The organism is Arthrobacter pascens, assembly GCF_030815585.1.
Classification (GTDB): domain Bacteria; phylum Actinomycetota; class Actinomycetes; order Actinomycetales; family Micrococcaceae; genus Arthrobacter; species Arthrobacter pascens_A.
Window position 1 is genome coordinate 3,612,006 of sequence record NZ_JAUSWY010000001.1, and the last position, 12,681, is coordinate 3,624,686.

The 12,681-nt window shown below is 60.2% G+C and carries 5 protein-coding genes and 3 rRNA genes; 3 read left to right on the top strand and 5 right to left on the bottom strand.

Annotation, left to right across the window (positions count from 1 at the left end; genetic code table 11):
- Positions 1 to 38 precede the first annotated feature (38 nt).
- The gene (locus QFZ30_RS16665; RefSeq protein WP_307078097.1) at positions 39 to 1,457 is read left to right on the top strand and encodes a DUF4032 domain-containing protein; all 1,419 of its coding nucleotides are present in this window, start codon (positions 39 to 41) and stop codon (positions 1,455 to 1,457) included.
- Positions 1,458 to 1,520: 63 nt separating this feature from the next.
- Here the strand turns inward: QFZ30_RS16665 and QFZ30_RS16670 are convergent, their stop codons facing one another.
- Positions 1,521 to 2,891, bottom strand: a complete 1,371-nt coding sequence (locus QFZ30_RS16670) for an FAD-binding oxidoreductase (protein WP_307078099.1) — start codon at positions 2,889 to 2,891, stop codon at positions 1,521 to 1,523.
- A 201-nt stretch (positions 2,892 to 3,092) separates the two neighbouring features.
- On the opposite strand from QFZ30_RS16670, the gene QFZ30_RS16675 reads away from it, so the two are divergent.
- Both QFZ30_RS16675 and QFZ30_RS16680 read left to right on the top strand, forming a co-directional pair.
- On the top strand, positions 3,093 to 4,823 hold the full coding sequence (locus QFZ30_RS16675; protein ID WP_307078101.1) for a glycoside hydrolase family 13 protein: 1,731 nt from the start codon (positions 3,093 to 3,095) through the stop codon (positions 4,821 to 4,823).
- Entirely contained in the window at positions 4,823 to 5,869 is a 1,047-nt protein-coding gene (locus QFZ30_RS16680) for a LacI family DNA-binding transcriptional regulator (protein ID WP_307078102.1), read from the top strand. Before QFZ30_RS16675 ends, QFZ30_RS16680 begins: the two co-directional genes overlap by 1 nt.
- 28 nt (positions 5,870 to 5,897) lie before the next feature.
- On the opposite strand, the gene QFZ30_RS16685 is transcribed toward QFZ30_RS16680, so the two are convergent.
- The 4 genes from QFZ30_RS16685 to QFZ30_RS16700 form a co-directional block, all read right to left on the bottom strand.
- Positions 5,898 to 6,398, bottom strand: a complete 501-nt coding sequence (locus QFZ30_RS16685; RefSeq protein ID WP_307080317.1) for a hypothetical protein — start codon at positions 6,396 to 6,398, stop codon at positions 5,898 to 5,900.
- A 356-nt stretch (positions 6,399 to 6,754) separates the two neighbouring features.
- Positions 6,755 to 6,871 (bottom strand): 5S ribosomal RNA (gene rrf / locus QFZ30_RS16690).
- A 224-nt stretch (positions 6,872 to 7,095) separates the two neighbouring features.
- Positions 7,096 to 10,221 (bottom strand): 23S ribosomal RNA (locus QFZ30_RS16695).
- Positions 10,222 to 10,779: 558 nt separating this feature from the next.
- A 16S ribosomal RNA gene (locus QFZ30_RS16700) occupies positions 10,780 to 12,303 on the bottom strand.
- The 16S, 23S and 5S rRNA genes sit together here, the layout of an rRNA operon.
- Between the last annotated feature and the right edge of the window lie 378 nt (positions 12,304 to 12,681).

The following is a 12,681-nucleotide window of genomic DNA, read 5'->3' on the forward strand; positions in this document are numbered from 1 at the left end:
GTTTAGGCTGGCCGCCCTATGTACGGAAGAATTGACCCATGACCGAGGAATACAGCGCCCAGTGGCACGACGAACCCACCGATTACGCGCAGATCGGCAAACTGCCCCGGTTTGAGGCGGCGAGTGCCAATGACGACAAACTCTCCGCAGTCTCCAGCTCGCTGAACATCACTGCCGCCGCTGCCGATCCAGAGCTACTGGACCTCCCCTGGCACATCGCCCTTGAAGACTGGCCGGCGGAGAACCTGGCAGCACTCCCCCGCGGCATCTCGCGTCATATCGTCCGCTTTGCCCACCTTGGCCACTCAGTCATCGCCATCAAGGAAACATCCGAGCACGTGGCCCGCCACGAATACCACATGCTGCGCAAGCTGGCGCGGCTGGACGTTCCCTGCGTGGAACCCGTCGCCGTCATCACGGGCCGGACCACCCTCGACGGACGCCCCCTGAACCCTGTACTGGTCACCCGGCACCTGAAGTTCTCCATGCCGTACCGCGCGCTGTTCTCACAGATGCTGCGCAAGGACACGCTGACGCGCCTCATCGACGCCCAGGCCCTCCTGATGGTCCGGCTCCACCTCATCGGCTTTTACTGGGGCGACGTCTCGCTGTCCAACACGCTGTTCCGCCGCGACGCCGGCGCCTTCGCGGCGTACCTTGTAGACGCCGAAACCGGTGAACTGTACCCGGATCTTTCCACCGGGCAGCGCGAATATGATCTCGAGATCGCGCGGGTGAACATCGCCGGTGAACTCATGGACCTGCTGGACGGCGGCCTCATCGAGGAAAAAGTGGACCCCGTGGCCACCAGCGAACTCATCATGGACAGCTACCGCCGCCTGTGGGCGGAACTGACGGAGAAGGAATCCTTCGAACTCGGCGAACGCTGGCGCGTGGGAGCACGTATCCGGCGGCTCAACGAACTGGGGTTCGACGTCGAGGAATACGCGATCAAGACCACCCAAAACGGCTCCACCATCCAGCTCCAGCCCAAGGTGGTGGATGCGGGCCACCACCAGCGGCGCCTCCTGCGCCTTACCGGGCTCGATGCCCAGGAGAACCAGGCACGCCGCCTGCTCAACGACATGGACACCTTCCGGGCGGACAACAACCCGGACATGGACGAGGAGTACAGCGCGCACCTTTGGGTCAGCCAGGTCTTCGAACCGATCGTCCGCTCCATCCCGAGGGACCTGTCCGGCAAGCTGGAACCCGCGGAGGCCGTGCATGAAGTCCTGGAGCACCGCTGGTACATGTCCGAAAAGCAGGAGCGGCACATTCCGCTCGCGGAAGCCGTGATGACCTACATCGACTCCATCCTGCGCCACCGCCGGGACGAGGCTGCGATCATGCTGAATCCTGATACCGGGCTGCTCAAGATCCTCGAAGTGGAAACCGAAGAGTCCAGGTACGGCGATGAGGAATCCATCGACGAGTACCCGGACGTCGACGACTAAGGGCCGCCTGGCCCTCAGTGTTCCAGCAAGGTTGGGTTAAAACGCCGCTGAGGTACCGTGCGGCTAGATGGCCTTGCCCGGATTAAGGATGCCGGCAGGGTCAAACAGTTCCTTGATCCGGCGCTGCAGCTCCCTGACGGGCTCCGGCTGTTCCAGGCCCAGCCAACGCAGCTTGTACTGGCCGATCCCGTGTTCGCCGGTGATGGTGCCGCCCATCTCCAGTGCCGCCGCGATAGAGGCATCCAGCGCCAGGTTCAGCCGGTTCATGGCACCTTCATCGACGGCGTTGTCCAGCCGGTCAACCCAGAACGTGGGGTGCAGGTTGCCGTCCCCGGCGTGCGCCACGACCTTAAGGTTCACACCGTGCGCGGCCGCCATCGCTTCCAGCGCCGAAACATAGTCCACCAAGCGGGAGCGAGGAACGGCCACATCCTCGCCCACTCTGTATTCGTCATCCACCTCGACACCCCGGCTGTTCCGGCGCAGCTCCACCAGTTGTTCTGCCTCCGCGCTGGATTCCGTGGTGACCAGGGCCCCACCGGCGGCGAGGACCGTGCGCACTACGTCGGCCTCGGCGGCGGCCCCGAATCCGTCGGTCTGGATAAGGAGCAGCGAGCGGCCCCGGGAGCTCAAGTCGGAGCCGTGGATGCCGTCCAGCTGGGCCAGCGTGCCGCCGTCGAGCAGTTCCATGATGGCCGGCTGCACGCGGGCACGGCCTACTGCCAGGACGCCTGAGGCGGCCAGCCTGAAATCTGGGTAGAACGCGGCGATGGTGTGCACGTCACGGGGCAGGTACTTGAGGCGCACCGTCACGCCCACCACAATCCCCAGCGTCCCCTCGGAACCGACAAACAGCCCGGTCAGGTCATACCCCGCGACGCCCTTGAACGTCTGGTGGCCGGTGTGGATCAGGGACCCGTCCGCCAGTACCACGTCCAGCGCGAGCACTGAGTCCCTTGTGACGCCGTACTTGGCGCAGCGCAGGCCGCCGGCGTTGGTGGCAACATTGCCACCGATAGTGGAGGTACGGAAGCTGGCCGGATCGGGCGCGTACATCAGACCGTGCGCCGCTGCCGCCTCGTTCAGGACGGCGTTGATGACGCCAGGCTCGACGACGGCGGTCTCGTCATCCGGGTTCAGGTCCAGGATGCGGTTCATCCGTTCCAGCGACAGGACCACCGAGTTCCTGCTGGCGTGCGCCCCGCCCGACACGCCCGTCCCTGCCCCGCGGGCCACCACGGAGACGCCCATGTCAGCGCAGCACCGGACCACCGCCTGCACGTCCATGACCGACTCCGCGAAGACCACCGCAATAGGCAGCTGGTAGTCCAACACCGGTGCCTGGTCCACGGCGTACCACGCCAGCATGGTCTCATCGGTGCTGACCTTTTCCCGCCCGAGAGTGCTCTCCAGCTCTTCAACTATGCTGCCCACTCAGCCTCCAGTCCTTCGTCGCGTCCCTACCCAAGTCTAGGGCGGACCAGCCGGGCCGGGCCGTTCGCCCCCGACTGTCCGACTGGAATGCAAGCGTTTCCAGATGAACAGTTCATCCAGTCATTTGACACTAAGCAGCCTTGTAGTCACATGACTGGAAGCGTTTTCATTTTTCTGGTATTGCGACCTAGAATTTTCCCCATGTCTGTTGATACAGTGATCTCCGCCACAGCCCCGCTGACAGGTCCGCTGACCCTCATCCACGATGCCGACAAGGCTCCCGGCTGGTGGCGTTCGGCCGTCATCTACCAGGTGTACCCGCGGTCCTTCCGGGACCTTAACGGTGATGGCATCGGAGACATCGCCGGAATCACGGCGGAACTCCCGCAACTCGCCGAGCTGGATGTGGACGCTGTCTGGCTGTCCCCCTTCTATCGGTCACCGCAACGGGACGCTGGTTACGACGTCAGCGACTACTGCGACGTTGACCCGATTTTCGGCACCCTGGGTGACTTTGACGTCATGATGGCAGAGGCCAACCGCCTGGGCCTGAGGGTCATCGTGGACCTTGTCCCCAACCATTGCTCGGACCAGCACGTGGCTTTCCAGGCGGCCCTGGCAGCACCCGCAGGGAGCCCGGAACGGGACATGTTCATCTTCCGTGACGGCAGCGGGCCTCAGGGACAGGAGCCGCCCAACAACTGGGAGTCCCACTTCGGCGGCCCTGCCTGGACGCGTGTCCTCGGACCGGACGGCCAGCCGGAGCAGTGGTACCTGCACCTCTTTGATTCCTCACAGCCCGACTTCAACTGGGACAACCCGTCAGTCCACGCCGAATTTGAGCGGGTGCTCCGTTTTTGGCTGGACAGGGGCGTTTCCGGCTTCCGGGTGGACGTGGCCCACGCTTTGGTCAAGGCCCCCGGGCTCCCAGAGTGGGGCGGAAGGGCCGACGGCGGCAGCTCGTACGGCTTCCCGGGCCACGAGGCTCCAATGTTCGGCCAGCCCGCTGTGCATGACATCTACCGTGCCTGGCGCGCCATCCTTGACCAGTACGGGCCTGACCGCATCCTGTGCGCGGAGGCCAATGTGGACCCGCTGCCGCGCCTCGCGAACTGGGTCAGGCAGGACCAGATGCATCAGGCCTTCAACTTCCCGTTTTTGCACGCCGGACTGGACGTGTACCGGCTCCGGTCCGTCATCACCGATTCGTTGCTTGCCCTGGATGCGGTGGGCGCGCCCAGCACGTGGGTGCTGTCCAATCACGACGTGGTCCGGCATGCCTCTCGTTTCGGCTACAACGGTTCCGGACCCCGTGAAGGGGACGGCATCGGCCCGGCGGATCCTCAGCCGGACACGGCACTTGGCCGCCGGCGGGCAGCGGCCGCCTCCATGTTCATGCTGGGACTCCCCGGCGCCGCCTACCTCTACCAGGGCGAAGAACTGGGTCTGCCGGATGGCGTCGACATCCCGGAGGGTCTGCGGCAGGACCCAACGTTTGCGCGCACCGGCGGCGAACGGCTGGGCCGCGACGGCTGCCGGGTTCCCCTCCCCTGGCGCGCAGCGGAGCCGCACAATGGCTTCGGTTCAGGCCAGGACCCGTGGCTGCCGTTGCCTGCAAGCTTCACCGCACTGGCACGGGACGCCCAGGCCGCCTCGCCGTCGTCGCATTTGTCTCTGTACCGGAAGATGCTGGCCCTCCGGCGGGAACTGGACCTGGGCCGCGGGTCCTTGGCGTGGGCGGAGGAATGGTGCACCGGCTCGTCACTGGCCTACGTAAACAACGCTACGCTGGTGCTCATGAACCTCAACCACGAGCCCTTGGAGATGCCTGCGGGGCGCGTCCTGCTGCGCAGCGCCGAGCCTGGCTCAGGTCGATTCCTTGCCTCCGGCGCAACTGCCTGGCTACAGATTGACGGGAGCAACGCAGAGTAGTGGGACTTGCGGGCATCAAGGACGTTGCGGACCGGGCCGGCCTGTCGGTAGCCACAGTGTCACGGGCCCTCAGCGGCAAGGCGAATGTCTCGCCCAAGAGCCGTCAGCTCGCGCAGGCCGCCGCTAAAGAACTTGGCTTTGTCCCGTCCTACCATGCCTCCAGCCTGGCATCCGGCCGGAACCACAATGTGGGGCTGGTGGTTCCGTTTGTCCACCGCTGGTACTTCTCATCGGTGCTGGAGGGCGTGTCCACCACGCTGCTGGACGCCGGCTATGACCTGACGCTGTACAACGTGGGCCACCAGCCGGAACGCCGCCAAAGTGTCCTGAACGACTTCCTGCTCCGCAAACGGCTGGACGCGGTGATCGCTGTGGCGCTCGTGCTCAGCGAAGCAGAAATCAAGCAACTGCTGGCTATACACCGGCCGATTGTGGGAATCGGCGGTGCCCTGGCGGGGGCCTCCACCATCAGGATCAACGATGCCGGCCTTTCCAGGATGGCGGCCGACCACCTGATCCGATTGGGACACACCCGTGTAGCGCACATGACCGGCTATGCCGAACTTAACCAGGACTTCAAGCTGCCCGGCCTCCGCCAGGCGGGTTTTGAAACCGCCATGAAGGCCGCTGGCCTCTCCATCCGGCCCGAATGGCAAGTCTCCGCGGACTTCACCATCCAGGGAGCATACGCCAGCGCCCGCAGGCTCCTCGGTACCGCCTCAGAGCGGCCCACGGCTGTCTTCGCAGCCTCGGACGAGATGGCAATCGGCACCATTCTCGCTGCCCGTGATTTTGGCCTGCGCGTGCCACAGGACCTCTCCGTCATAGGCATGGACGGACATGAACTGGGCGAAGTGTTTGGGCTGACCACCATTAACCAAGATGCCCGCGGCCAGGGAGCCCTGGCAGCCAAGCTGCTGCTGGACAGGCTCGGCACCGGAACCGGGCAAAGCGCCAAGCACGGCCCCGGTATTCCGGCCACAGACGACCAGGAATATCCAACCGAGTTTGTGATCAGGACAAGCACCGCCGTACCGCCTGCCTAGGCTGGCCCAGCTGCTTCCCATCCGGTTCTTACCCTTCCGGAACGGTCCCGCCCATGAAGCGCACGAAACGGTTTAACACCTCAGGCCAGTCGGCCGTATAGGATGCACGTGTGGCTGATGGATCCTCCGCGCCCTCCCAGCCGTCGTGGACCAGGCGGACCTCCGTCCCGGCTGCAACGGACCTGAAAGCGACCCGCACTTCTGTGGACCAGAGCGCTGTGGTTCCGGGGTGCCAGATGGCGTGGAAGGACAACGGCGGCTGCCAGTCATCGATAGTGCCCCAGATAGCGGTCCTGCCATCGTCAGCTGTCTCCAGGATGAAGTTCTCTTCGAACTCGACATAGGACCCTGCCCCATATACGCCATGCGTTTCCAGGGGCCACCACAAATGAGTATGCTCCGTGAAGCCGACGAAGGCCTGGGCAACAGGTCCCGGAACAGTCACCGTCCAGATGACGGGGTCCAGGGCATCCCCTGGCTCGGCAGGGTCCGGGATGGCATCATCCGCGTGGCTGAAGAGGTTATCCATGGACGTCAACTCTACCGGCGGAGCCAGCAGCCCGCTCATTCTCGGCGCCTTCTTCGACGCTCTCTCACTTCCTGCGCGGTTTGGGGTGACGCTCTCTTACTGCTGCGGGGTTTTGGGTGACGCTCTCGCAGTTGCTGCGGGGTTTTGGGTGACGCTCTCTCACCGGGGTGCGACGGCGGTGCCGGGGTCTGGGGGAGGGTTGCCTGTTCTTCTGCAGGAACTGAGAGAGCGTTGCGTGGTCTTCTGCAGGAACTGAGAGAGGGGTGCGTGGTCTTTTGCTGGAGGTGAGAGGGGGTTTGGGGTTTTTTAAATGGGTCAGGCCCCAACCTGTGGTTGGGGCCTGAGCCTTAATGTGTGTCCGGCGGTGACCTACTCTCCCACACCCTCCCGGGTGCAGTACCATCGGCGCTGTGGGTCTTAGCTTCCGGGTTCGGAATGGGACCGGGCGTTTCCCCCACGCTATGACCGCCGTAACCCTTGTACCCGGCACGCGCCCCGGTGTGGGGGTGGTGTGGGAAGTCTGGTTACAACCTGTCCCCGCAGCTTGTGTGGTGCGGGTGTGGTGTTGTTTATTCAGTTGTGTTCTCAAGCAACGGGTTTGTTGGTTGGGAACCACATAGTGGACGCAAGCAGTCTTGTTATCTTTTTACCGCCCCTGGGTGTAAACCCCTTTTGAATGGGTTTACAGGGGTGGTGTGTGGTGTAAGTTATCGGCCTATTAGTACCGGTCAGCTTCACGAGTCGTTAGTCCTCGCTTCCACATCCGGCCTATCAACCCAGTGGTCTGGCTGGGGGCCTCTCACACACAAGGTGTATGGAAATCTCATCTCGAAGCGAGCTTCCCGCTTAGATGCTTTCAGCGGTTATCCCATCCGAACGTAGCTAATCAGCGGTGCACTTGGCAGTACAACTGACACACCAGAGGTTCGTCCGTCCCGGTCCTCTCGTACTAAGGACAGCCCTTCTCAAATTTCCTGCGCGCGCAGCGGATAGGGACCGAACTGTCTCACGACGTTCTAAACCCAGCTCGCGTACCGCTTTAATGGGCGAACAGCCCAACCCTTGGGACCTACTCCAGCCCCAGGATGCGACGAGCCGACATCGAGGTGCCAAACCATGCCGTCGATATGGACTCTTGGGCAAGATCAGCCTGTTATCCCCGAGGTACCTTTTATCCGTTGAGCGACGGCCATTCCACAATGTACCGCCGGATCACTAGTCCCGACTTTCGTCCCTGCTCGAGATGTCTCTCTCACAGTCAAGCTCCCTTGTGCACTTACACTCGACACCTGATTGCCAACCAGGCTGAGGGAACCTTTGGGCGCCTCCGTTACTTTTTAGGAGGCAACCGCCCCAGTTAAACTACCCATCAGGCACTGTCCCTGACCCGGATTACGGGCCGAAGTTAGATGTCCAAAGTGACCAGAGTGGTATTTCAACGATGACTCCACCCGAACTGGCGTCCGGGCTTCAACGTCTCCCACCTATCCTACACAAGCCACTCCGAACACCAATACCAAACTATAGTAAAGGTCTCGGGGTCTTTCCGTCCTGCTGCGCGTAACGAGCATCTTTACTCGTACTGCAATTTCGCCGAGTTTATGGTTGAGACAGCGGGGAAGTCGTTACTCCATTCGTGCAGGTCGGAACTTACCCGACAAGGAATTTCGCTACCTTAGGATGGTTATAGTTACCACCGCCGTTTACTGGGGCTTGAATTCTCAGCTTCGCCGTGAGGCTAACCGGTCCTCTTAACCTTCCAGCACCGGGCAGGAGTCAGTCCGTATACATCGTCTTGCGACTTCGCACGGACCTGTGTTTTTAGTAAACAGTCGCTTCCCCCTGGTCTCTGCGGCCCCGATCCCCTCCCGGTCGCTAGTACCGTTCAAGGTTGGGGCCCCCCTTCTCCCGAAGTTACGGGGGCATTTTGCCGAGTTCCTTAACCATAATTCTCTCGATCGCCTTAGTATTCTCTACCTGATCACCTGTGTCGGTTTGGGGTACGGGCGGCTAAAACCTCGCGTCGATGCTTTTCTCGGCAGCATAGGATCACCAAATCCCCCCGTGAGGGGGTCCCATCAGATCTCAGGCATCATGAACAGCGGATTTGCCTACCGTTCGCCCTACATCCTTAGACCGGGACAACCATCGCCCGGCTTGGCTACCTTCCTGCGTCACACCTGTTAATACGCTTACCTCCCAGGATCAGGTCCCGCGCTCCACCAAAACCCTCACACCACAAGGGTGATCGGGCAGGTCTCGGGCAGTTAGTATCCCCTGTTCAGCATGGACGGTTTTTCGCCGGTACGGGAATATCAACCCGTTGTCCATCGACTACGCCTGTCGGCCTCGCCTTAGGTCCCGACTTACCCAGGGCAGATTAGCTTGACCCTGGAACCCTTGATCATTCGGCGGACGGGTTTCTCACCCGTCTTTCGCTACTCATGCCTGCATTCTCACTCGTGTAGGCTCCACCGCTGGTTTACACCGCGACTTCACTGCCCACACGACGCTCCCCTACCCATCCAGACGCCTGAACCACAAGGGCTTAGCAAATATCTGAATGCCACAACTTCGGCGGTGTACTTGAGCCCCGCTACATTGTCGGCGCGGAATCACTTGACCAGTGAGCTATTACGCACTCTTTTAAGGATGGCTGCTTCTAAGCCAACCTCCTGGTTGTCTTCGCAACTCCACATCCTTTCCCACTTAGCACACGCTTAGGGGCCTTAGTTGGTGGTCTGGGCTGTTTCCCTCTCGACTATGAAGCTTATCCCCCACAGTCTCACTGCTGCGCTCTCACTTACCGGCATTCGGAGTTTGGCTGACGTCAGTAACCTTGTAGGGCCCATTAGCCATCCAGTAGCTCTACCTCCGGTAAGAAACACGCAACGCTGCACCTAAATGCATTTCGGGGAGAACCAGCTATCACGAAGTTTGATTGGCCTTTCACCCCTACCCACAGCTCATCCCCTCCATTTTCAACTGAAGTGGGTTCGGTCCTCCACGACGTCTTACCGTCGCTTCAACCTGGCCATGGGTAGATCACTTCGCTTCGGGTCTAGATCACGCCACTGCAACGCCCTATTCAGACTCGCTTTCGCTACGGCTTCCCCACACGGGTTAACCTCGCGACGTAACACTAACTCGCAGGCTCATTCTTCAAAAGGCACGCCGTCACCAGAATCAGACTGGCTCCGACGGATTGTAAGCACACGGTTTCAGGTACTGTTTCACTCCCCTCCCGGGGTACTTTTCACCTTTCCCTCACGGTACTGGTCCGCTATCGGTCATTAGGGAGTATTTAGGCTTATCAGGTGGTCCTGACAGATTCGCACGGGATTTCTCGGGCCCCGTGCTACTTGGGATACTTCCCAGGCGGTACACAACATTTCGGTTACGGGGCTCACACCCTCTCTGGCCGGCCTTTCAAGACCGTTCACCTATGCCTGCACATCACACCTCACTGTCCCGGCAGAGACAGTACGGAAAGTCCCACAACCCCGACCATGCAACGCCCGCCGGCTATCACACATGGAACGGTTTAGCCTGATCCGCGTTCGCTCGCCACTACTGACGGAATCACTATTGTTTTCTCTTCCTGCGGGTACTGAGATGTTTCACTTCCCCGCGTTCCCTCCACGCACCCTATGTGTTCAGATGCGGGTCACCAGGCAGCTCGCGCCCCTGGCGGGGTTTCCCCATTCGGACACCCTGGGATCACAGTCCGGTTATCGACTCCCCCAGGCTTATCGCAGATTCCTACGTCCTTCTTCGGCTCCTAATGCCAAGGCATCCACCGTGTGCTCTTAAAAACTTGACCACAAAAGATCAATTACGCTAATTTTCGAGAGAACCACGAAAACCAACCACACCCAACAACACCACCCCCAAGGGGGCGACACCATCACGCGCAGCCAGATCCAGGTTCATATTCTTGGAAATTGCTTCTTATAAAAGATGCTCGCGTCCACTATGTAGTTCTCAAACAACAACCCCAAACCACACACCCCACACGAACCCCCACAACAGGGGACAAACCGTATGATCGGTGCAGCCAGGAAACCAGAAACAAACAAACACCAGGAAAAACAGCCCACAACCCGTAAGCTGCGAACCCCTCCCGGCCCTGTTGCCTCAGGACCCAACAGTGTGCCAAACACTACCCAGCAATCCGTACCAGCTCCGTTCCAAGACACCCCCAACCCCAAAGGGAAGAAAGCGTCCGTACTAACAACCGGTCCGTGCCACCAGGCACCTATTTGTTGATATTCCACCCATGAGCACCCGCCGCAGAACAATCGCCTGCGCAACGGGCATATACTCCTGACAAACCCCCACCAACGCATACACGCGGCAGACATCTGTAGGTGCTCCTTAGAAAGGAGGTGATCCAGCCGCACCTTCCGGTACGGCTACCTTGTTACGACTTAGTCCCAATCGCCAGTCCCACCTTCGACAGCTCCCTCCCACAAGGGGTTAGGCCACCGGCTTCGGGTGTTACCAACTTTCGTGACTTGACGGGCGGTGTGTACAAGGCCCGGGAACGTATTCACCGCAGCGTTGCTGATCTGCGATTACTAGCGACTCCGACTTCATGGGGTCGAGTTGCAGACCCCAATCCGAACTGAGACCGGCTTTTTGGGATTAGCTCCACCTCACAGTATCGCAACCCTTTGTACCGGCCATTGTAGCATGCGTGAAGCCCAAGACATAAGGGGCATGATGATTTGACGTCGTCCCCACCTTCCTCCGAGTTGACCCCGGCAGTCTCCTATGAGTCCCCGCCATCACGCGCTGGCAACATAGAACGAGGGTTGCGCTCGTTGCGGGACTTAACCCAACATCTCACGACACGAGCTGACGACAACCATGCACCACCTGTGAACCGGCCCCAAAGGGGAAACCACATCTCTGCAGCAGTCCGGTCCATGTCAAGCCTTGGTAAGGTTCTTCGCGTTGCATCGAATTAATCCGCATGCTCCGCCGCTTGTGCGGGCCCCCGTCAATTCCTTTGAGTTTTAGCCTTGCGGCCGTACTCCCCAGGCGGGGCACTTAATGCGTTAGCTACGGCGCGGAAAACGTGGAATGTCCCCCACACCTAGTGCCCAACGTTTACGGCATGGACTACCAGGGTATCTAATCCTGTTCGCTCCCCATGCTTTCGCTCCTCAGCGTCAGTTAATGCCCAGAGACCTGCCTTCGCCATCGGTGTTCCTCCTGATATCTGCGCATTTCACCGCTACACCAGGAATTCCAGTCTCCCCTACATCACTCTAGTCTGCCCGTACCCACCGCAGATCCGGAGTTGAGCCCCGGACTTTCACGGCAGACGCGACAAACCGCCTACGAGCTCTTTACGCCCAATAATTCCGGATAACGCTTGCGCCCTACGTATTACCGCGGCTGCTGGCACGTAGTTAGCCGGCGCTTCTTCTGCAGGTACCGTCACTTTCGCTTCTTCCCTACTGAAAGAGGTTTACAACCCGAAGGCCGTCATCCCTCACGCGGCGTCGCTGCATCAGGCTTGCGCCCATTGTGCAATATTCCCCACTGCTGCCTCCCGTAGGAGTCTGGGCCGTGTCTCAGTCCCAGTGTGGCCGGTCACCCTCTCAGGCCGGCTACCCGTCGTCGCCTTGGTGAGCCATTACCTCACCAACAAGCTGATAGGCCGCGAGTCCATCCAAAACCACAAAAAGCTTTCCACCCCCCACCATGCGATGAGGAGTCATATCCGGTATTAGACCCAGTTTCCCAGGCTTATCCCAGAGTTAAGGGCAGGTTACTCACGTGTTACTCACCCGTTCGCCACTAATCCCCCCACAAGTGAGGTTCATCGTTCGACTTGCATGTGTTAAGCACGCCGCCAGCGTTCATCCTGAGCCAGGATCAAACTCTCCGTTGAAGTAAAACAAAAACGAACACCACCCAGAAACCACGGGAAAACGCGGAAACCAGGCAGCAAAATTTGAAACCAGCTGTAAAAACCAGACCACACCACAGGGGCGGCATGACCCGGCAAATTCAACCAATTCATATAAAATAAACCGGTATCAACAAACTTGGCACACTATTGAGTTCTCAAACAACAGACACACCCGACACCACCCAAACCAAACGGTCCAAGATCGCTCCGGAGCAACTTTTCAAACTTACCCGCTAGCTTCACCCTAGTCAAATCGGCGGTCCTGAATCCATTTTGCCGTGGGCATCTGGCTCGTCTTCACCGACTGACTCCGGGGAGCAGCGCGGAAATAAACTCTACCACCACTTTGCATGGATG